Source organism: Niallia sp. FSL M8-0099, from assembly GCF_038006945.1.
Classification (GTDB): Bacteria; Bacillota; Bacilli; order Bacillales; family Cytobacillaceae; genus Niallia; species Niallia circulans.
In genome coordinates this window covers 1,184,357-1,206,046 of sequence record NZ_JBBOWF010000001.1, presented here as the reverse complement: position 1 = coordinate 1,206,046, position 21,690 = coordinate 1,184,357, and the positions used below count along the sequence as shown (strand labels likewise).

The 21,690-nt window shown below is 35.1% G+C and carries 17 protein-coding genes and 1 riboswitch; of the genes, 1 reads left to right on the top strand and 16 read right to left on the bottom strand.

Annotation, left to right across the window (positions count from 1 at the left end; translation table 11 throughout):
* Positions 1 to 9: 9 nt before the first annotated feature.
* The gene (locus NSQ92_RS05590; protein ID WP_047942897.1) at positions 10 to 174 is read left to right on the top strand and encodes a ribbon-helix-helix domain protein; all 165 of its coding nucleotides are present in this window, start codon (positions 10 to 12) and stop codon (positions 172 to 174) included.
* 48 nt (positions 175 to 222) lie between these two features.
* Here NSQ92_RS05590 and NSQ92_RS05585 read toward each other — a convergent pair whose 3' ends face one another.
* The 16 genes from NSQ92_RS05585 to NSQ92_RS05510 all read right to left on the bottom strand — a co-directional run bounded on the left by NSQ92_RS05585 (position 223) and on the right by NSQ92_RS05510 (position 21,655).
* A complete protein-coding gene (locus NSQ92_RS05585; protein WP_095321832.1) occupies positions 223 to 3,405 on the bottom strand; it encodes a DEAD/DEAH box helicase in 3,183 nt (1,060 codons plus the stop codon).
* Between the two features lie 239 nt (positions 3,406 to 3,644).
* Complete coding sequence (locus NSQ92_RS05580) at positions 3,645 to 4,610, bottom strand: S8 family peptidase (RefSeq protein ID WP_095257696.1); 966 nt, start codon at positions 4,608 to 4,610, stop codon at positions 3,645 to 3,647.
* Between the two features lie 350 nt (positions 4,611 to 4,960).
* Entirely contained in the window at positions 4,961 to 5,860 is a 900-nt protein-coding gene (locus NSQ92_RS05575) for a CPBP family intramembrane glutamic endopeptidase (RefSeq protein WP_095257698.1), read from the bottom strand.
* A gap of 21 nt (positions 5,861 to 5,881) precedes the next feature.
* Complete coding sequence (locus NSQ92_RS05570) at positions 5,882 to 6,901, bottom strand: asparaginase (RefSeq protein ID WP_235850546.1); 1,020 nt, start codon at positions 6,899 to 6,901, stop codon at positions 5,882 to 5,884.
* Between the two features lie 65 nt (positions 6,902 to 6,966).
* Complete coding sequence (locus NSQ92_RS05565; protein WP_144579894.1) at positions 6,967 to 7,725, bottom strand: GNAT family N-acetyltransferase; 759 nt, start codon at positions 7,723 to 7,725, stop codon at positions 6,967 to 6,969.
* A gap of 166 nt (positions 7,726 to 7,891) precedes the next feature.
* A complete protein-coding gene (locus tag NSQ92_RS05560; RefSeq protein WP_047941603.1) occupies positions 7,892 to 8,317 on the bottom strand; it encodes an ATP-binding protein in 426 nt (141 codons plus the stop codon).
* A 225-nt stretch (positions 8,318 to 8,542) separates the two neighbouring features.
* Positions 8,543 to 8,624, bottom strand: a riboswitch (cyclic di-GMP riboswitch).
* Positions 8,625 to 8,852: 228 nt separating this feature from the next.
* Positions 8,853 to 10,685 carry a DUF2264 domain-containing protein gene (locus NSQ92_RS05555; RefSeq protein ID WP_341132353.1) on the bottom strand — a complete coding sequence of 611 codons (1,833 nt, stop codon included), beginning with the start codon at positions 10,683 to 10,685 and terminating at the stop codon, positions 8,853 to 8,855.
* 42 nt (positions 10,686 to 10,727) lie between these two features.
* Entirely contained in the window at positions 10,728 to 11,867 is a 1,140-nt protein-coding gene (locus tag NSQ92_RS05550; RefSeq protein ID WP_095319879.1) for a glycoside hydrolase family 88 protein, read from the bottom strand.
* Between the two features lie 184 nt (positions 11,868 to 12,051).
* Positions 12,052 to 13,653, bottom strand: a complete 1,602-nt coding sequence (locus NSQ92_RS05545; protein WP_341152462.1) for a response regulator transcription factor — start codon at positions 13,651 to 13,653, stop codon at positions 12,052 to 12,054.
* Positions 13,646 to 15,463 carry a cache domain-containing sensor histidine kinase gene (locus NSQ92_RS05540; RefSeq protein ID WP_341152461.1) on the bottom strand — a complete coding sequence of 606 codons (1,818 nt, stop codon included), beginning with the start codon at positions 15,461 to 15,463 and terminating at the stop codon, positions 13,646 to 13,648. The genes NSQ92_RS05545 and NSQ92_RS05540 overlap by 8 nt, the downstream gene beginning before the upstream one ends.
* Before the next feature lie 27 nt (positions 15,464 to 15,490).
* Positions 15,491 to 16,834 carry an ABC transporter substrate-binding protein gene (locus NSQ92_RS05535; protein WP_047941599.1) on the bottom strand — a complete coding sequence of 448 codons (1,344 nt, stop codon included), beginning with the start codon at positions 16,832 to 16,834 and terminating at the stop codon, positions 15,491 to 15,493.
* A gap of 159 nt (positions 16,835 to 16,993) precedes the next feature.
* Positions 16,994 to 17,650 (bottom strand): YesL family protein, encoded by a 657-nt coding sequence (locus NSQ92_RS05530; RefSeq protein WP_095319876.1) that lies wholly within the window; start codon positions 17,648 to 17,650, stop codon positions 16,994 to 16,996.
* Positions 17,651 to 17,680: 30 nt separating this feature from the next.
* On the bottom strand, positions 17,681 to 17,995 hold the full coding sequence (gene rhaM / locus NSQ92_RS05525; protein ID WP_047941597.1) for an L-rhamnose mutarotase: 315 nt from the start codon (positions 17,993 to 17,995) through the stop codon (positions 17,681 to 17,683).
* 11 nt (positions 17,996 to 18,006) lie between these two features.
* On the bottom strand, positions 18,007 to 19,848 hold the full coding sequence (locus NSQ92_RS05520; RefSeq protein ID WP_341152460.1) for a heparinase II/III domain-containing protein: 1,842 nt from the start codon (positions 19,846 to 19,848) through the stop codon (positions 18,007 to 18,009).
* Between the two features lie 15 nt (positions 19,849 to 19,863).
* The gene (locus tag NSQ92_RS05515; protein WP_047941596.1) at positions 19,864 to 20,697 is read right to left on the bottom strand and encodes a carbohydrate ABC transporter permease; all 834 of its coding nucleotides are present in this window, start codon (positions 20,695 to 20,697) and stop codon (positions 19,864 to 19,866) included.
* Between the two features lie 13 nt (positions 20,698 to 20,710).
* Positions 20,711 to 21,655, bottom strand: a complete 945-nt coding sequence (locus NSQ92_RS05510; RefSeq protein ID WP_047941595.1) for a carbohydrate ABC transporter permease — start codon at positions 21,653 to 21,655, stop codon at positions 20,711 to 20,713.
* Positions 21,656 to 21,690 lie beyond the last annotated feature (35 nt).

Sequence of the window (21,690 nt, the reverse complement as noted above, 5' to 3'; positions counted from 1 at the left end):
GTGGTATAAATGACGAAGAAAAAAAGCTTTCCATTACGCATTGATCCAGAGCTATACGAAGTCCTGCAAAAATGGGCTGCGGATGATTTTCGCAGTATAAATAGTCATATTGAGTATTTACTTCGTGAAGCTGCCAAAAAAGCCAAGCGGTATCCAAAACAAAAAGAAAATTGATTTACATTAAAAAAAGAGGCCCAAATAATGGCCTCCTTTTTTAATGGATTAACTTAACAATTCTCTTAAGTCCTCTTCTGTTAGAGAAGAAATTACTTTATCATCTGAATCGATAATTTCATCTACTAAAGTCTTTTTCTTTTCCTGCAATTCATATATCTTCTCTTCAATTGTGCCTTTAGAGAAGAGCTTAATTACATCCACTACATTCTCCTGTCCTATGCGGTGAGCACGATCCGCCGCCTGTTCTTCGACCGCTGGATTCCACCACGTATCATACAAAATAACAGTATCTGCAGTCATTAAATTAAGGCCTGTTCCCCCTGCTTTTAAGCTTATTAAAAAATAATCTCGCTCTCCTAAATTGTAGCGATGACATAATTCCACTCTCTCATCTGAAGGAGTGCTCCCATCTAAATAAAAATAGGCTAATCCCTTTTTTGCTAATTCTTGGCCAATTATTTCAAGCATACTTGTAAATTGAGAAAAAATCAGCACCCTGCGATTAGATCGCTGTGCTTCCTCAATTAGTTCCATTAGATGATTTAGTTTAGCAGACTTTCCATGATAATTGTCAACAAATAGGGCTGGATGACAGCATATTTGCCGCAGTCTCGTTAATCCAGCAAGAATTCTAATTTTATTTTTTCGAAGGGTTTCTTTGTTTAAATGCTTTAAGGCATCATGTCTTAATTTCGCGAGATAGGCTGCATACAATCTTTTCTGTTCTGGTAATAATTCCACTATTTCGCTCCATTCCCTTTTCTCAGGAAGTTCGGCCAATACATCCTCTTTTAAGCGGCGCAGCATAAATGGTCTTATTTTTTTCGCAATTTGTTTATTGGTTAAATTCGCATATTCCTTCAGGCCTTTGAATAATTCAGGAAATACAATATGGAAGATAGACCAAAGTTCTTCAATGGAATTCTCAAGTGGAGTGCCGGTTAAAGCAAAGCGATTAACCGCTTTTAGTTTCTTCACTGTTTTTGCTGTTTGTGATAGTGGATTTTTAAAATACTGAGCTTCATCAAAAAACACTGTATGGAAAACTTGCTGTTCATACCATGAAATATCCTGTCTAACTAATGGATATGACGTTATGATTACATCGATGTTTTCTAAATCCTTTTGCAGCGCAGCTCTTTCCTTTTTAGCTCCATCAAGTATAAGGCACTGAATTTCCGGAGCAAATTTCATAATTTCTCTTTGCCAGTTGTATAATAAAGAAGAAGGACATACAACTAACACCGGTTGTTTCGCTTTTCTCATCACAGGCAATTCAGATTGAATAAAGGCAATACTTTGCAATGTTTTTCCTAATCCCATATCATCCGCTAAAATGCCGCCAAATTGATATTGCGCTAATGTTTTCAGCCATTTATAGCCATCTATTTGATACGATTTCAAGACATTGTTTAAATCCGCAGGAACTTTAATATTTAGCTTTTCTGGATGCAAGAAGGAATCAATCAGCTGCTGATACGATTCATCTAAAGCAAAGATTTTTCGATCTTCTTCTATAAAAGATAAGCTTTCTAAAAGTGTCAGCTCAAACCCACTTATAAAGTCCTTGTCCTTTATTTGCGGAGATTGAAGATACCTTTGCACTTCCTCCATCTCCCTTGTTTGCAGAGCAAAAAGAGAGCCATCTTGCAAGCGATAGTATTTCCGCTTTTCTTCCAAAGCAGCTAACAAGCCTTTGATTTCTCGCTCTGGAAAACCTTCCATCTCAAATTTAAATTCAAGCCAGTTAATACGGTCTTTTTTTAATTTCACCGTAAACCTTGGCCATGTTTTTTCCTTGAAAATTCGATTTCTAATAGCTGTTGTTGCGTAAACTTTTACAAGCTTTTGCAGCTTTGGTAATACATAATATAAAAAGTCAAACTCCAATTCCTCGTTATAAAGCATATAACCACTATCTGTTTTCGCAAATGAACTGCTATCCATTAACTCTATAATTTGTTCTTCTTTCTTCCAATCTCTAAGTAGCACTGCTTCTACTTCTTTGTTCCGTTCTTGAACTGGATTGATGACAATATAATCATAGCGAAATTCTACGCTTGCCAGCAATCGATTGTTTACTCTATCTAAATAAAGCTCAGCTTGCAGGGGAGTCTTACCCATTTTTTTGGAAAGCTCTCTCTCTAATTGAACCTCCCCAAATTTTTTTAAGCTTGGGGCTATCTTTTCTAAAAAGAAATCCAATTGATTGAGTGCAATAGGAATAAAGCTCTTGCCCACTTTTTCCATCATTTTCTTTATCTCAATAAGTCTTTTAAAGTCTTCTGCTTCCAATTGCCGCACATTTCCCTCTACCAGAACAGCATAATATTGATGCAGGAACTGAATGGATTCCATTCCATGTACATTTAATTGATAGCTTCCAGTTTCATGCTGGTATAAATGAAATCTTAAAGGCAGGACTTCATTTGAAACATTTAAGGGCACCATAGTCTCTTTATTCGGATCATAATAACCTAATTCCTTCCAATGAGAACGAAGAGGAATCCAAGAGGAAGGGGGAATTAACAAAATACTGTCTCCCCATATATTACTTACTCCCTGATGATGATTCAAAAATATCCTTTCATCCTCTATTACTTTTCCTAACTCTTGTAGGATTGCTTCACTTTCTTCCTTTACACAATGAAGCTTTGGATTAAATTCTAATTCTGAACTAAATGAATAAGCTTTTCCGCTCTTTATTCTTTCTAAAAACAAACGAATATCTTTTATTGGATGGGATAATAGCTGAATTTCTATTCCAAACAGATTGGTTTCCGAGTCGATTGGAATGACTTTTAGCATAAATTCAACTGGAATCACTTCTCGCTTTTCAAAATGGCGCTGCTTTTTTGTTGATAGAGTTTCACTCTGATTAAATAATGCAAAAAAATCTCCCGATACATCCATGTTTTTTTCATCGGTAGTGGAAGGAGCTTTTCCGTTCATTTGAAATTTTTTTATTTCCACTAATACAGCTGCAATATGCTGACATTCTTTTTGAAAAGAAGCTAGTTTCGGACAAGAACATGTTGCTTTTATTTCTTCCCCGTCGATTGCAACCATTACCGCAAAATCTTCAGATGCTTGAACGAAAGCTTCACAATAATTATCTCTATATTCTTTAAAAATCACCTTATGATTTTTCGAGAATGCTTCCCCTCTTTTTAAAGAAACAGGACCACACATTTCCAAAATCATTTTTCGTGTAATGACAGTATTCAACAATTTATTCTCCTTCTATCAAAATCCAGTTACGTACAATTATCCTCTTTCACTTTACTACTTTTTTTAAAACATTTCTATTGTCTTGTTACGGTAAATTTATGTAGCTCCCTCTCAGTAATGGAATTTTATTATTCCCTATATTCATAAGCCCTGTCACCTCTCCTCTTTTATAAGAAAAGTGGACAAACCACCCTTTTAGGAGTTTGTCCACTTTTTTATTAACAAGGATGTTCTTCTTATAAACTATTAGACACAAGTAATTGAACCGTGGATTGAAGTTTTTCCATCAAAGCTTCCGGAGCTGTTAAATAGAGAATCCCATTCCCTTCTAAACTTGGTTTATTTCCTAATGGAATCGTTCTCTTAATTAATTGGGCATACAATTCTGGCTCTGTTAAATTTCTTTCAAAAGCTTTATTACTGATTATTTTAACTAATGCTAAAGCCCCACTCACATGAGGGGCAGCCATAGATGTTCCTGTTAATTTAGCATATTTTCCATCTAAAAAGGTAGACAAAATTTCCTCGCCAGGTGCTACTAAATCAACTTCTCGATTAGAATTAGAAAAGCGAGAGCTATTTCTCTGTAAATCTACTGCTCCTACACTTATTACCTCATTGTAAGCAGCTGGATAACCTAATTCTTCTGTAGAATCTAAACCATCACCTTCATTTCCAGCTGCACAAACGACTAAAATTTGCGCTTCAACTGCCTTTTTCACTGCCTCATGCAATTCTTTCACATCTTCTGGTCCGCCAAGACTCATGGAGATAATATCTGCTCCCTGCTCAATTGCATAATAAATTCCATTTATAATCCATTCATACTGCCCTGAGCCTTGTCCATTTAAAACTTTTACAATTAAAAGGGATATTTCTGGTGCTACTCCCGTTAATCCATCTTCTTTTCCTGATGCTCCAATTGTTCCAGCTACATGTGTTCCATGACCGTTATAATCCATATATATAGCTGGATCGCCATTATCATCATCGGTAAAGTTTTTTCCACCAATGATTCGCTCTTGTAAATCTGGATGATTGATATCACAGCCAGTATCTAATATGGCAACTGTAATCCCTTTTCCCTTTGTTTTATTCCATAACTCAGGTGCCTGAATTAGCTCAATTCCTTTTGGAACTGCTGCAGAAACGTCCATTACTTCTTTCACTTGATAAGGAATTACTCTGCATTCTTTTTTCATAAACAGCCTCCTAATATAATAGAATGGATATCACTAAAACAATTTTAACAATTCTGAATTATTAAAGTAAGAGGCTTAAGACTCAATTTAGGAACATCTGTTCTATTTAACTAGTTCTATTAAATTATTTATATTTTTTTAAATGTAGTGGATAATTTCTAATTTTTCTATAAGAGGAATGGTAAGTGCTTTTTCTAATGCAATTCAAAAAAAACCAAACAATTATACGATTTTTATCGGCAGCATCGTATAACTGTTCGGTTTCAGAGCGACTGAAATCCTTTATACACTAGTCTTTTATATCCGTCTTCTATTGTAGAATTTTTCTCATTCCTAAACTACTTGATAGACTAGCTTATAGACTTCTTACCATATTTTTTTATACTTAATAAATAAAAGGCCGTGAATATTAGCAATGACCAAATTATTGAGTATTGTGGACTTGTTTCAAGGATTTGAAATAGACTTGGAATATTTCCTGCCACAGAGTCATCATATGTAAAAAACAAGAAAATCATCATATTATTTGCAGCATGTGCACCGATCGATAATTCTAAGCTTCCTGTTTTCACCGCAATAAATGTCAAGGCAAAACCAGCAAGTAAATAATCTAAACCTACTAAAATGGCCGAATCATTCATTTCAGGATTGGAAAAGTGTAACGATCCAAAAATTAATCCCACTATCAGTGCTAACAAAATGGGATTTTTTATTTTTTTACCAACCAATTGTAACAATAATCCTCTAAATAAAAGTTCTTCTACTGTTGTTTGAATGGGGACAAACAGTAGAACCACAAGGAATAAAAAGAAAAATTGGGCGAAAGATACGTTATTCCATGCATAATCGTCAGCATTAAGTAGGAAATCAATTGCTGATGTAAGTAGGAAAAGTCCTGAAAATATAATAAATCCCCAGATTATCTTCTTCCAATTTACTCTGTCTTCTCCCGTAATTAATGTTCGAAATTTTCGTTTGTGAATAAATCTTACTCCAATCCATAGACCAATTAAAGCGACAATATAAATAATATGTGTCATTAATAAACTAACTGTACCGTTTCCGCCCATCACCATGCCGGTATCTAAATCAATATAGGTGGCTTCGTTCCCATCCAGTTCTACGCGTATGAATTCTACAATAAAATAGACGATAGAACCAGCAATCATAAAACCAACAGCTAATAAAATAGACGCTAAATAACGCGGCCAGCTATTTTTTCCTTCTTTTATATTCAAATAATGTCTCAAGCGACTTTCTCCTTTTATAGATTATTTTCCCCTTGAAAGTGCCTCTTCCAAATGGAAGTTGGCTCTTATTTCACCTATTTTTTCTTTTCTAGCATTCAAAACTGGTGCATGTACATATCTAGCTAAATTTGTAAATAGGTTCTCTTCTTTATATCCTAGTTGATTTAACACTTCCATTGCAGCGACATTTACAGCACGTGTTCCGCCATCTTCCACCTTAATGGCAATTCCGATTCCTTCTTGGATAAGTCCCATACATTGAACAGCCTCTGCACCTGCTTTCGATACAATTCGCCCCTTATAAGCTTTCATTAGGTCTGTATCAAACCTATTTGTTCCTCCAACCATTTCTGGAAACTCCATCATGCTATCCCTAATTCGTTTTACTATATCTATTCGGTTTACCGACTTAATAGAATCAGGGTTTGCTAATCTAGCATAGCCAAGTGCTGCATTATAGAGGGGCAATTGATGTACTGGCACCCCGCAGCCATCTACACTCAGCTTTATTTTTTCTTTCGGAAAATCACATATTGTTTCAATTGCTTCCAATATACGCTGTTGATGAGGATGCTCTACCTCCCGATATGTGGCAATGTCCTCCTTCATATGAATCGCCGCAGCAAGCATACCTGCATGCTTACCAGAACAATTACTGTATACGGGGGTGACGTCTTTGCCCTTTCGCAGCAGTTCCTTATAGCTTTCTAAATTCCATGGAGTATGTGTACCACATTGCAAGTCATCTTCTTGAATCCCCAATCTTTCTAATAAGCGCAGGATTGTCTCCTGATGAAATGACTCCCCAGCATGAGAAGCACACGCAATTGCAATTTCAGCATTATCATAAGAAAAGGAATCTGCCGCTCCTGTCTCTATAAGCGGAATGGCTTGAAAGGGTTTCATGGAGGATCTAGGAAAGGTCATTCTCTCCGGATCCCCATAGAAATATAGTAATCTACCATCTTTGTCTACAACAGCTACATGAATAGAATGGCTGCTTTCAAGATATTGTCCACGGTAGACCTGTATAGGCTTCATCACTTTCATCTACTCCTTTTCCAGTTCTATCTTGAATGATGCTATTAACTCATAGAACTTCATGTCTAGAAATTTTCTTTTAACGCTTCATACTGAAACCCTTGTTTTTGATAGTTCTGTCTTTGATACATCTCTCTCGGAGTATCTTCTCCATCTGCCAGCAAAATAATTGTCTTATTAGGAAATAAATCCATGATCTGTCTTTGCATGCGAGCAGCAATCCCTTTGCGCTGATATTCTTCAATTACAAAGATTCCGTCAATTTCAACCGTTTTATCTGCAATAATTACTTCTAAAGCACCAGCCGCTTGCCCTTTATAGTAAGCAATGACTTGTAAAAATTGCGGATTTTTGAAATTTTCCCGATAGATTCCCGTTTTCCCTTTTGCATAATCTATACCATATTCTAAGTCTTGATTATATTCTAATTGTAAATAATCCTCAAAATTCTCTTCTGTTACACTCTGAATAAGTATGTCCTCGCTAGGATATAAAACCGGAAATTCGTGAGGATCAATGGCATAAAGCTCAGTCATTCCTACTTCATAATGAAGATTTTGCACAATATGCTCCAATAACTCCTTCGTGAATTTCTCATTTTCTGGAAAAACAAATTTAAGATGTTTCTGACCAGTTTTTTGATGAAATGTTTTTAAATAATTTTCCACTAGCTCAAATTCCTGAATAGAGGGCATCTTTTTAAATTGGATATAGTTACTGTCATATTGAAGCAGCATTTCCTCATTATGAACATGGAACCAATCGCTACGCTCTTTTATTCGTTTTCCTTCTTTATGAATGTTCTTATAGGTTACTTTTTCCATGATGTTTCTCCTACCCTTTCCAATAACTTCTTACCATTTTATATCTATAATAAACGATTCATTCTTATAAATCAGTAGATTAATAGAAAAAAATGACATTAAGCAAATTTAAACAAAATAGGACTGCCCATCTTTGGAACAGTCCTGCGCCTCTGAAATAGAATATTTAAATTGCTTTCGCATCTTCCCTTGTTTCTCTCCATAGAATTACTTCATTCCCCGTTTCATTATATTGTACTTTTTGGAAAATTTGCATCATCATTAAGATTCCTCTTCCTCTTTCCTCCAACACAATATCACTCATAAGCTTTTCCGTACCGTACCTTTCGATATCATGAAATTTCTTCTTCACATCAAATCCATTGCCGTGATCCTTGATTCGCATATCAAGTGTATTCTGGTTATACTGCAGCTCTAATATAACGGGATAATTACCATGTTCTATTGCATTATTAACAGCTTCTCCTATTCCAACACTCAGCAAAAAATCCTCATCCAATAAATCTCTAAATTCTTTATTCAGCTTTTCTTTCCATTCTTTTTCCGTATGATCTTGTATTACTATTGTTTGATAAGTAATAAGCCCACTCATAAGCTGCCCCCCAATTTAAAAAAGCACAAACTCCTTATTAAATCGACAAAATAGTAGAATAGCTTCATTTGAAATAAATGAAACACCAATGGAATAAAACGGATGTTAAACTTATATGGAAGCGGGAATCTTAAATTGCCGGTTGCTTGCTGCTGGAGTTATACATTCTTTAAAATTTATTTAAAGATTTGTTTTTGAATAAAAAAAAGCTAACTAAACAAGCATGTTTGGTTAGCCGGTTGCGCTAGTAGCTCATAATCAACAAAGCGCCCAAATAAGTTGATTAATCATAGCTTTCTACCTTTACATTTCCCTTACTATCTATAGGATTTTTAAATTATATAGTATTATATACCCATATCATTTAAACATAAACCTAATGTTAAGAAATCTCTTTTTAATTTCGATAATTTTTTTAAAATTCCTCTAATTCCATAGAAAATATCTGGAAAAGAAAAAAACTCGAGCAATCATCCGAAATTTTCTTTTCGCATGATTGCTCGAGTTTAACTTTAAATAGGATGCTCATAAACTCTTATTTTATCTTTATTTCATATTTTCTATTTCTATACTGAATCATGACACACTCTTGTGCTAGACTAACGATAGGCTGAAAAGAAATCTCCTCTACTCCTCTATCCGTTCCGAGAATACTTGAAACCAATAAATGCTTTCCAGGTGCTAAACGCGACGTTAATGTCGGCAATACTGTTTTCGAATAGAGTAGATTGGTATTAGGCTCAGGTATTATTAAGTCTGCTTTACGTTTTCCATCGATGTCAATAATCCCTGTAGTTCCTACTTCCGATGGGTAAAAAAGACTATGTTCATCTTTCGTTACATAAGCAGCCCCTTCAGTTACAGGTGCAGAAAATCCACCTTCTGCTGTCTCTAGCTCTCTATTTGTATGAATGCGATGAATGCGAACATGCCAAGGAGTTAAAGGAATTAGATACGTATCAATTATTACATCCTTCCAAGGCTTCCATGTAGATACAATATAATCATCATGTATTTCATACGACTCACAGCCACTACGACTTCTATAGCGATTATCACATTCAGACAGTGCCAGACAATTGTCAAATGCTCCTTGCTTTAATAAAACATTCCCTTTAGGTACACTAAAGCCAAAAGTGGTGGAATACACAAGTTTTTCATATTTTGCATCCGCGTGGGCGTGTTCATGAGAATGCTGTCCGGAAGTGAAAGCTTGCACTTCTTTTCCTTCAGAATCATGGCGAATGATCATCCTTGGACTTTTTTGCACGCTTTTCTCCAGGAACTTTACTGGTTCTTCCTCTGCCTGCCAAAAAGGATGATTCTCTGGAAGAGCTAACAGCAGAAATGTCTTTAGAGCCCAATAAGGAGAACCTGGAGCATTATAGCCTTCCGCCATATTTAAGTTTTGGTAACCATAGCCAATCGTTAAAAGACCTTCCGGAGAAAAAATCGACTGCTTAAACCAATACCGTAAATTATTTAATACTAACTTTTTAATTTGTCCCCAAGGCAATGCTTCTACATCTGCAAATGCCAATGCAGCCCAAAAGGAGGATTGTGCAAATCGATAGGTTAAACTTCTGCCAAATGGAATAGCAGATCCGTCTGAAGAAAACCATTCTTTAAAATCTTGAGCAAACTGAATAGCCCTCTCCTTATAAATCGCTGCCCTTTCTTGATCTTCATCCTCCATCACTTTTGCATAAATTAATCCGTAATAATGCATGGCAAAAGGAATATAGTAATCAATTTGATTCTTATATCCATCAAAATACCAACCGTTTTCTAAATAATATTGATCTAATTGTTGAAGATCTGCTTCTAATTTTTCTAAACTATACATTCTACCGCATTTTTTTAATGCTATGTTTACTAATACGCGAAAAAATAACCAGTTATTATTCGGGATTGTATGTTCATTGATTTGATACAGCCAATTAGCTAAGTTTTCCTTTTGCACTGTTGATAGACTATCCCAGAAATCAACTTTACTGTGAATAAGCGTACAAGAAAGTGCTGCCATTTCAACAAAGCGTTGATCATACTCTCCGGCAATCCCCCAATAAGAATCACTTGTTGGCGTTGTTCCCTCTATCATCCCTTTTACTAATTGTTGTTTTATTGCTGGATATTTATTAGGTGTTACAGAAAATAATGGCCCCCAGCCCCAAAAGGGACGCAAAAACGCTTCTAATTCTCTTGTTTTTTGCCCATATACGGAGCCATTTGTACCAAGATTCAATAAACCAGCCTTCTGTTCATTCCCTATTTTAAATAAGGGTTCGTATAAGTCATATAAAGCACGTTCTAAATCCTCTCTTGTTTTTAATGGATTCTTTTTTACTTTCACATTATATTGATTCAACCGATCCATCTCCTAAAGGACATTTTCTTACCCCTTTCAATCTTACTGCCAGAATAATACTCCCTTTTGTCGCAATAAATTTAGTCCCTCCACAAAATAATAATCCCCATAAATTAATGGGACGTCTATATTTTTTTGCTCGGGAAAGTGACTTGTTCCGTGTCCTAATAATCCTTCCTCTTCTTTATCTGCATGAGTAGCACAAGTTATATATAAGGTTTTTAATAAAGATGCGCCTGCTTCCTGATAAACCGGCTTTTCAAAGTCGGCTACCAGTGTTCCAAGCAGGAGTAAGCCACAGGCTGCAATGGATCCTGCTGATGAATCAGGATAATGGTATTTGGTTTCGCCATCTTCAGGGATGCGAAAATCCCAAGCAGGACATTCATTAGAACGAAGATTAGAAAGAAAAAAGTGGGAAACTGATTTTGCTGCATGTAAAAATGCGCTATTACTTGTATGTAAGTAGGATAGTGTCAGTCCATACAAAGCCCAGGCAGTTCCCCTTGACCATGCACTATCTGGTGCATAGCCTTGACCACCAAGCTTATTTACTACTTCTCCAGTTTCTGGATTAAAAACAACAATATGATGTACGGAACCATCTGGTCGAATAAAATGTTTCAAGACCGTTTCGGCATGCTTTTCTGCAGCTATTTTAAACCGTGGATCTCCCGTTTCTGCTGTAGCCCAGTATAGCAGTGGAAGGTTCATCATACAATCAATGATTGCGACACCGCGATTATCATCCTTCTTAGACCATGCATTCCATGCACGAATATAATTACCTTGGACATTAAATCTTCCTAATAATAAATTGGCTGCTAATAATCCTCTTCTTCTTGATTCTTTATTGCCCGTAAGTTTATAGTTTGCTAGACTTGTCAACGTCCACATAAATCCCATATCATGATCTAATTTCTCTGAATCTGACAATAAATAATCCAGTTTTTCTTCACACTGTTCTGCTGTTTTTCTAAGTGCTTCCACTTTATTATCTTGATATACTTGCCATAAAACCCCTGGCCAAAAACCAGCCGTCCACCATTCCGGACTTTCTAATACATATCTTTTCTCTATACTGGCATGGGGGAAATTAGCACCAATCGTTTCATTATTCCGTACCGTTTTCTCTATGACAAACCCCCACGCTTCATCCACCCATTGCTCCTTTTTACTCATCTAATCACCCAACTCCTTCCAATAGTTTTCTAATACACACAAAAAAGAAAAGGCTTTCATTTTTTAAAAATATCCATCCTTTCTTTTTAAAAAGTAACGATATAATCATTATATGGAGTCTATATTCCCTCAACAAGGCATTATTTTTACTACTTTTCCAAATAATTTTACTCGTATTGCCTTCTTAGCTAACTTTCCCGCTTCTATATTCTATTGGTGTTGTACCAGCATATGTTTTAAATAATTTTATAAAATAGCTCTGATTATCATAGCCCAGTCGTTCGCAAATTTTCCCAACCGATTCATCTGTTTGTTCTAACAGTTCCTTTGCACGATTAATTTTCATCCGTGTTACATATTCCACAAATGTTTCTCCTACTTCCTTTTTAAACAATCTACTAAAGTAACTAGGATTTAAGAATAAATAACTAGAAATTTCATCTAATGTGATTTTTCGCTCTAAATTTATCGCAACAAATTTAAAAGCTTCAATAATCTCTTTTCTTTTCGTCTGATCATTCGTTTCATGATAATGAAAGATTTTCTCAAAATAATGCTTAAGCCAGTCCTTTAATTGATACATATACTCCATCAAAAAAATCTCTTGATGTTTGGATTCAAAGCAATATTCTCCCGAAAAGTATTGGAGCGCTTGTAACTTGACATTTAAATCCAATAATAATTTCCAAAACCAATCCTTTACTACCTCAGGTGGAAATTCGTTTTCCATGATATAGATCGTCCATTTATGGATGAAATTACTTATTTGCTCCACCTTTTTATTCAGAACAATCATTCTCATCTCTGTTGCTGCTTCATCATACTTAGCAAATAATTCCTCCGTATTCTTTACAGACTCCTTTAGAGATGACACAGTTCTTGGGAGCATATAAAACAGCTGCTGTCGATTATTTAACAATCTGTTAACTGTGTTTTGAAAGTCAAATAAGCTTTCAGATGTTTCACCAATAATGGATGAACTGTGAATATTTAATCCTTTGTCAATCGAAAGCTGAATCATTTTCAACGTTTCTTTTGCATTTGATAAAGCGTTCATCTGGTATCCTAAGTCTCTTGGAAAAAAGATAAAAACCCTATTGGAATGATTAAGAAAGTGAACAGCTAAAGGATTTAGTCTTTCTAATAATTCACCCACAATATTAGAAACTGCAAAATATAGGGTTTCTTCTGGAAATAAATCTAAAGGATGATGATGGATTGATAACAGTGTTACAATATATCCTTTGTCCGCTATTAAGCCAAATTTTTTGCTATCACTTTCCCATTCAGCTTCCTTTTTATAATAGCCATTATTTATTAATCTTTTTATGAATGCAGTCTTTTCTTTTTCGATATTTTTATGAAGGATATGCTGTAATTTTTGTTCTTTTTGTTTATTATTTTGCATGGTGTCGAGTTGTATTTTAAATTTCTGAAGTAATTCATATAGCTCTTCTAGTTCAAATGTATCCTTTACTAAATAATCGCTGACCTGTAATTTAAGTGCTTCTCGGGCATAATTAAATTCTGTATGGCAGGATAACAAAGCAACTTGCAAGCTTCCATTCATCGACTTCAGTTTTCTTGTTAATTCAATTCCATTCATCTTAGGCATGCCAATATCAGAAATTAGCACATCAGGCATTGATTCTGCTGCCTTTTCTAAGGCACTTACTCCATTATCATGGGTACTCATCACTTCAAAGCCAAGGCTTTTCCAGTCAATTGTTTTCGTCAATAGCTCTAATACCGGATAGTCATCATCTACAAGCATCACTTTATACATTCTTTTTTCCACCTTTCATTGGGATTTTCAAAATGACTATTGTGCCATTTCCAAGTTCGCTTAAAATATCCATATTAAAAGCTGGTCCAAAGGTAATTGATAATCTTTCATAGACATTGGCTAAGCCTAACGACGAGAATCCTTTCACTTGCTGCTTTCTTTGCGGATTCTCCAGTGATACGGCCTGAAAAGTTTTTTTCTTTAATTGTTCTAAATCCTCTTTTTTCATTCCTAGACCATTATCTTCAATCGTAATGATTAACATCTCATTTACTATCGCTGCATGGATTAAGATTAATCCATCAGACTGATTAAATCCATGAATAATCGAGTTTTCAATAATAGGCTGGAGAATAAACCTTGGAATTTCAAATGAATAAGCATCTTGATCGACATCCATCTCTAAGGAAACTTTTCGATTTTGTCTCCTATTCATAATGTGCACAAAATCGACTAGAATTTCTATTTCCTCTAAAAATGTGATTATTTCTTTATTCTTATCAATAGTTATGCGCAGTAACTTTGTAAGAGATGTGATCATATTAGCACTTTCTTTGTCTCCTCTTATCATTACCTTCATGCGAATGGAATTTAATACATTAAACAAAAAGTGAGGATTTATTTGCGCTTGCAGCATCGCAAATTCTGCTTTTCTTTTCCTAGCTTCCGTTTCCGTTATTTCTTCAATTTTTGTATTAATATGGTCTAGCATCAGATTAATTGATTTACTTAGCCTGCCTATTTCATCCTTCCCTTTAATTTTTGAACGGACAATCAAATTACCTGCCTGAACTTTATCAGCCAGTTCTGCTAAATATTCCAGTGGTTTCGTAATAGTTTTCATTGAATAGGTAAGTAAAAGCAAGAAAAGCATAAATGATAGTACTTGTATAAGAAATACTTTCTGAAATATCCCATTTATTTTATTTATCGATTGTTCATACGGAATAAATGACACTAATCTCCAATTTGAAAAAGATAAAGAACGTTCGGTGACGATATATTCGTTATCTTTCATTTTCAGAACTTCTGATCCATCTCGATTGAATAACTTAGACCGATAGGTGAAAACACTTCCTATTTTCTCGTCATCACTATGCGACAAGATTTTACCAGATGGATTAAGCATCATGACATCGTTATATCCATCCATTTTATTAAATACTTCACTTAGTTTATTTTCCATGATGGTGACAACGACATATCCATAGATTTGGATGCCCTCATCCCTTAAGGTGCGGACAATTGAAATTTGATAAGGATTATTCTTTTTTTCCAATTCAAAAATCGTTGGCTGGGATTCAATCCAAGTAGATTCATATCCAACCGCTTCTTCGATGTCTTCATACCACTTTTCTTTAAATAAATCTCTTGGATCAAATTCAGCGATATTATAGTTTGTGAAGTATTTCCCATTTTTCAATAATATGGTAACATAGGATTTCTCTCCTACTAGTGTGATATTCTCAATGGTACGGTTTATTTCATTTTCCAATAGATATTGATCATAGCCATCCTTGTCAGCAGCACTTTTCGCTAATCCTTTTAATACCGTATTCATTTTCGGATCAAGCTGCACGAAGTTAGCAACATAAAGCATATCGCTAAATAGCTTTTCTATATATTCACTTGTAATATTCAGCTCTCTATTCGCATTAGAAAGTGCCTGTTCCTTCACTGTATTTTTTGTCATATAATTATAAATTAAAAGCGAGATAACTGCTGGAATAACCAAGCTGATGATAGAAATTAAAAGGACCTTATAACGAAAAGAACGGGGAGTCCACATATTTTTTAACCAAATAAGCAATATGTTTCCTCCCCTCATCTTGTTTTTTTATTTATTGCTATCGATTAATTCTTGTACTCTTTCATTTGTCACCTTTATTGTTTCATCGATATCTTGTTCATCAAAAATTAATTTTTCATATTCTTCATTCACTACTTTGTAAATTTCAGCCTGATAAGATACTGGTGATACTAGTTTAGAAGATTTCGCATTTGAAAGAACATTCGTTAAAGATTCTTTGTCCACCTTTTCTGGGTTTAGCGTATCAGCCAATATATTGTCAATTATTTCTCCAAATTGATCATTACTTACATTATTCCAAGATGGAATATTTTTTCCTTGTAAAATTTGTCCTTCCGTTGTATACCAACGAATAAATTTATAGGCTTCTTCTTTATGTTCTGAGTTATTGGCGACTGCCATAAAGTCAGTAGTTACCGGAGTATATCCTCCTTCTGCGTCACTCGTGTTCTTTGGATAAGGAGCAACTGCGACGTTAAACTCCAATGGGAATTGGTCCGTTCCCCCCAATTCTGTATTCATCCAGCTGCCAATTAGTACTGTACTAGCATCCTGGTTAAAAAATTGATTTCGATAATGAAGTTTTTGAGACATGATATCGGTATACGGGACAGCTGATTTATCGACTTTTTCCATTTGATAGCGTATTTCCAGTGTCTTCTTAAAGAGCGGATTTTCAAGATTGGAGCTGCCATCTTCTTTAATAAATTCTGTATTTTCTGCTTCACTTGCTAATGCTAGTTTCATAAATTCTAACCATCCGCCATTTTGCGGACCAAAGAAAAATGTTCCATAATGATCATCCGTTGTTAATTCTTTCGCATACGTTTGAAATTCATCCCATGTCCAATCTGTCGGAACTTCTAAGCCTGCTTTATCTAAATGGTCTTTATTTAATAAAACATACCATGGATTAAATTTACCTGGTAAAGCATAATATTTATCACCAATTTTGGTATCTACTTTATATTCATCCGTGACTGTGTAGCCCTCTTTTTCAATAAATTCATCAATGGGAGCCACCATTCCCATACTCACACGCTGTGCATAGCTTGCTGTATCACTAAACATTAGTACATCTAGCTGTTCACCAGAAGCAGCAGCTAAATCTAGCTTTTTAATTGCCTCTTGTGTATCTCCCTTTTCACTTAAGATGACTAAATCCACATTTATATCTGGATTTGCCTCTTCAAAAGCTGCAATTGTCTTTTTCCAGTTATAAGATGCTTCATTACCATGAGTGTGGAATTTAATTGTTACTTTTCCATCTTCATTGCCAGAAGCTTTTTCTGATTCTCCACTACTGCATGCTGTCATGACTAAAGTAAGAATGAAAACAAAAATTGATAGCTTCCAAAATTTTCTTTGCATCTGTTTATTCCCCCTACGTATTATATCATGTAAACCCTTACAGGAATAGATTAACAGAAGTTCCCATGTTACCAATAAAAATAATTTTACTTATCCGGCAACAATTTTTACTTTTAATTTTAACACTATAGGAGGAATACAATTTTCTCCTTCGCTCTATTAACTTTGAAACCTCCCTTCCTGTAATTTCGTTATTCTTATTTCAGCCATCTTCGTAAAGATCGGATTAGAGAAATATAAAAGAATAGTAGCGAGTCCACTACCTATAAAAAGCAAACCAGCACCTGAAAATACTACGCCTAAAAAAAGCATCGTAAAGACACCGATGGTCATGGACAACGTATGGAGTGGATGAGTACATGCAAGCAGAAAGGCTACTTTAAAATATTGAAAAAGCTTCAATTCATAATGAACATATACAGGAAACAGATAGAGCAACGTCAATAAGAAAAGAAACACTCCGCCAACTAACATTCCTATTAATCCAACATTTATTGATCCTTTTAGCGACGCGATGATTCTCCAATCGATATAAAGGAACATGATAAAAGCAAACACAACTGCTCCTAATTTATTTGCTTTACCGAATTCTTGCTTAAATGTCTGCCAATACGTGTGCAATACTGGAATATCTGTTTCCTTTTGAAGCCATTTACGAATAATAGTCATCATTGCTACAGTAGAAGGGAAAAGGCCCCCAATAAAGAGGCCCATTGCACTGAAAATAATCCAAAGTAAATTAATATAAGCTAATCTCGTAATCCATTGACAGACATCATAAACCTTTCCAGACCATCCCCCAATTTCTGCTTTCATGAATCAATCCCCCATCTCATCCTATATAACTTAATCTAAATGAAACACTTCCTCCAACTTATGTGACACAGGACTATAATCTTCATTCGTCTCCATAATTGGCGCCATGTACTTCCACCATTTTCTGCATATTGCCGTTTGGGATATCGCATCATATGCCGCCTCGTCCTCTACTTCTAAATAAGCAAATAACACTTGGGATTCATGATGAAGATAAATGGAATAATTGGAAGCGCCATGTTGCTTCAGCGCCTCTTCCATTTCTGGCCAAAGCTCATCATGCCTCTTTTTGTATTCGTTTTCATATCCAGGTTTAATAAACATAATCGATGCTAATCTTTTCATTGTATCTCCTCCTATTTTTCAGAACTAAATTCAAATTCTAGATATACACGAAAATTCCTGCTTAATTTCTTAAGAGAGAGATCAAGTAATAGCACTTCTTCTCCTTTATTAAAATGGTTAACAAACGAATCTCTTTGTATACTTACCTCATAGTAATTGGAATCAAAATAAATATGGATGCAAGATTCTCCTTTGATACTTATTCCACCATCAAATCTTTCAACCGAAACATTGGGCAATATAAAGCGTTCAATGATGGATTTTGGCTCTTCAGAAAACTTAAAAATGTCTTCCACGATTAATTTTGGAAACTCTGTTTTAATCCAGGTGAATTTCCGCGAGACATTTAATAGAGATGTATCTCTATAAGCTTTTGTCATATCCAATTCAAACAAATCTCTCTTTCTATCAGAATTGGCAGTGACTAACCGAGCATAACTGGCTTTTCCTGCTTCTTGGTAAGAATGATTGATAATAGGGACGGAATGGCCTTTCGAACTATTACATAAATAAGTGTATCTATTCTCATTAAAATAGTCCTTCGTATATAAGCCACTTCCCAAATCCTGCAGCATAGTTGTCTTATTGGCTTGAAGGATAAAATGTCCGATATCATTATGATTATGCGGCTCATTGTTGCTTCCCCCTTTAGCTGCAAAAGTAAAAGACCCTGCATTTGATTGAACTCTAGAGATTAACCACTGGGAGTCCTCAGAAATAAACGTTCCTTCTTCCCATTTGCTTGGTGATAATGACGAATCAAACCATAATAACGCGCGGATAGCTGGTGCCCATCTGCTGCAATGATCATCTTGATAACGCGCATATAATGAACGTTCTGGAACGATAACATCCTCATACTGCTTTGCTAAGAAATGACTCATCCCTATATGTACTTTTGCTTTGGGCGGTGCATCAGAAAAATTCACCACTAAATCCTCCTCTAAAAACGATCGTTGTTGAAAAAGGGAGATTTGGTGAACTTTTTTCTGCATAAACAAGTTAATCATTCCATCCGATCTCTGGTTTATTAGGTCGGCAAAATAGGAATAAAATCCAAATCCATATTGCCAATATAAATATCCTTCCATACATATTCCGTCTTCTGTAAAACCATTTAAATAATTTTCCATTACAGGGAGAACTTTTTCTAAAATAAGCGCAAGTTCTTTGGAATCTTGGATTAAATGGATGGCAGCTGAACCGATAGAACCCCCACAAACAGCAGCCCAATTATGGGTTTCTATTTCCCATTTGAAATTCCCTTCGAGAAAAGGAATAAACGTACGATTATATACCTCTTCATAAATTCTTTTCCCTATTAATGGATCTAAATATTCTTTTGTCAGTGTATATATTTCACTTAATGCAAAGGCTGTTTCAGCTGAAAATAAGTCAATTGTATAAGTAGAATCTTGTTTTTCTGTAAGTGAATATAACTGACCACAATCAGTTTCTGGACTATTTATAAGATGAGCAGGTAAACACCATGAGAATTCATTACAAATAGACCAAATAATATCTTGCAGTACTTTACGAAATTCTTCCTTCTCTGGTTCAAGAAGTAACATGATTGCATATGTATTCAATTTTCTTCTTTTCCGAAAATATGCTGTTTCATATTCTATTCGAGTACCTGTTGTTCCATATAACTGAAACAAAGAATACGGCAGTTCTTCATTATTTATTTTTTCTTGTTGAATCTGCTTTAATGTCTCTCTTACTTGTTTTAGAATATCAGCAAAATCAGCATTACGTTGAATGGATTTCCACCATGCTTTTTTGACTTCAACATTTGGAAAAAACAAAGAATAATTCCCATTTAGCTTCTCCAGCAACTCTTCGAAAGTCAATAATAACCCCTCCCTTTAGCCTTTTACTCCCCCTAACGCTATCCCCTCAATTACTTGTTTCTGCCCAATAATAAATACGATTACGAGCGGTAAAATAGCTGAGACTGCTGCAGCCATAATCAAGGAGTAAAATTCGCCATTGATTGTCGTAAACTTCTGCATTGCAAGCTGTATCGTCAATAAATGATCCGAGCGAAGAAAGATTAATGGGTTTTGATAATCATTCCATGTCCAAATAAATCGAAGGATGGCATAGGTGGCTATGGCTGGCTTTACAATCGGAAGAACGACTCGCCAGAAAATCTTCCAGTGTCCAGCTCCATCGATTTTTGCAGCTTCAACAAGCTCATTCGAAACGCCCATAAAAAACTGTCTAAGCATAAAAGTACCAAGCACACTAAAGCTTCCTAATAAGATTAACCCTAAATGACTATCAAATAGCCCGATTTTACGGTAAATAATAAATTGCGGTACTAAAATTGCCTGTGCAGGTACCATATAAGTAGCTAATACAATTAAAAACAAGAAATTACCTAGCCGAAAATTCACTTTTGAAAAACCATAGGCTGCCAGCGCAGAAACAGTTACTGAAATAGCAGTAGTACATACTGTCACTTTTATGGTATTCCAATAATAAATGTAGAATGGATTTTCCCCAAACCAAACTTCTCTATAATTGTTGAAACCATTCCATCTTTCTGGAATCCATTGTATGGGAAATTTAAAAACGTCTGCTTCTATCTTAAATGATGTAGAAAGCATCCACACAAACGGCAGAAGAAACATAATACTTATCATTAACATGACGACTGTCATTATCGCTTTATTTATTGATAGTGATTTAAGCATCCGCAAACCCTCCTTAATAATTCACCCATTTTTTCTGTCCTAACCATTGAATGAGTGTAATAGCAAAAACAATAAAGAATAAAATAACGGCCATTGCAGAAGCGTGACCTATATCTAAATTAACAAAAGCAGTATCGTATAGGTTCCATACAATCATGCTTGTAGCGTGCATTGGTCCTCCTTTTGTTAAAACAGATATTAAATCAAATACTTTAAAGGTTGAAATAATACCAGTAATCAACAAGAAAAAAGTAGTCGGTGAAACCATTGGTAGCGTAATGTTCTTAAATTTCACCCATGCGCTTGCTCCATCAATATCAGCGGCTTCATATAGGTCTCGTGGAATGGACTGCAGTGCAGCTAAATAAATGATCATATTAAAACCAATCGAAATCCAAATTTGTATAAACATAATGGAAACTAATGCAAAGCTTGGATCTGCAATCCATTTGGGAGGATTATCAATGCCGAGTGACATAAGCACTTGATTAATCGGGCCTAAAGATGGGTGAAACAATACTTGCCATACTACTGCAATTGCCACCACACTTGAGATATACGGCATAAAGAATGCTACTTTAAAATAACTCTTAAAATAAACATTTCGATCGATTGCAATAGCTAGAAACAAAGAAATAATCATACAAATTGGTACCGTTAACATAAAAATAGCATTGTTCATTAAAGAGCGTATAAATATCTTATCTTGAAATAAATCAACAAAATTTTGTAATCCTACCCATTTCAATTGCGAAATATTAGTAATAAAACTCCAATCCGCAAGACTTAAAATGAAGGTTGCAACAATTGGCAGTAAGACAAGGATGGAAACACCAATTAACATTGGTGAAACAAACGCAATCCCCGCCCAGTTTTCATTTTTCACATTTTTACTTTGCCGTTTTTTCTTAGCTGGCTTTACTATATCTGAAGTCTTAACCTCTGTGCTAGCACTCATGGTACTCACCTCTATCATCTTATTTTCTTTCATTA

What these genes read in the sequence shown, in the direction of transcription:
- NSQ92_RS05565 (WP_144579894.1), bottom strand. Translation starts at nt 7,725, where the DNA reads ATGGAAAAAGTAACCTATAAGAACATTCATAAAGAAGGAAAACGAATA.
- NSQ92_RS05515 (WP_047941596.1), bottom strand. Translation starts at nt 20,697, where the DNA reads ATGCTTAAATCACTATCAATAAATAAAGCGATAATGACAGTCGTCATG.
- NSQ92_RS05580 (WP_095257696.1), bottom strand. Translation starts at nt 4,610, where the DNA reads ATGAAAAAAGAATGCAGAGTAATTCCTTATCAAGTGAAAGAAGTAATG.
- NSQ92_RS05550 (WP_095319879.1), bottom strand. Translation starts at nt 11,867, where the DNA reads ATGAGTAAAAAGGAGCAATGGGTGGATGAAGCGTGGGGGTTTGTCATA.
- NSQ92_RS05535 (WP_047941599.1), bottom strand. Translation starts at nt 16,834, where the DNA reads ATGCAAAGAAAATTTTGGAAGCTATCAATTTTTGTTTTCATTCTTACT.
- NSQ92_RS05510 (WP_047941595.1), bottom strand. Translation starts at nt 21,655, where the DNA reads ATGAGTGCTAGCACAGAGGTTAAGACTTCAGATATAGTAAAGCCAGCT.
- NSQ92_RS05560 (WP_047941603.1), bottom strand. Translation starts at nt 8,317, where the DNA reads ATGAGTGGGCTTATTACTTATCAAACAATAGTAATACAAGATCATACG.
- NSQ92_RS05590 (WP_047942897.1), top strand. Translation starts at nt 10, where the DNA reads ATGACGAAGAAAAAAAGCTTTCCATTACGCATTGATCCAGAGCTATAC.
- rhaM (WP_047941597.1), bottom strand. Translation starts at nt 17,995, where the DNA reads ATGAAAAGATTAGCATCGATTATGTTTATTAAACCTGGATATGAAAAC.
- NSQ92_RS05530 (WP_095319876.1), bottom strand. Translation starts at nt 17,650, where the DNA reads ATGAAAGCAGAAATTGGGGGATGGTCTGGAAAGGTTTATGATGTCTGT.
- NSQ92_RS05570 (WP_235850546.1), bottom strand. Translation starts at nt 6,901, where the DNA reads ATGAAGCCTATACAGGTCTACCGTGGACAATATCTTGAAAGCAGCCAT.
- NSQ92_RS05545 (WP_341152462.1), bottom strand. Translation starts at nt 13,653, where the DNA reads ATGTATAAAGTGATGCTTGTAGATGATGACTATCCGGTATTAGAGCTA.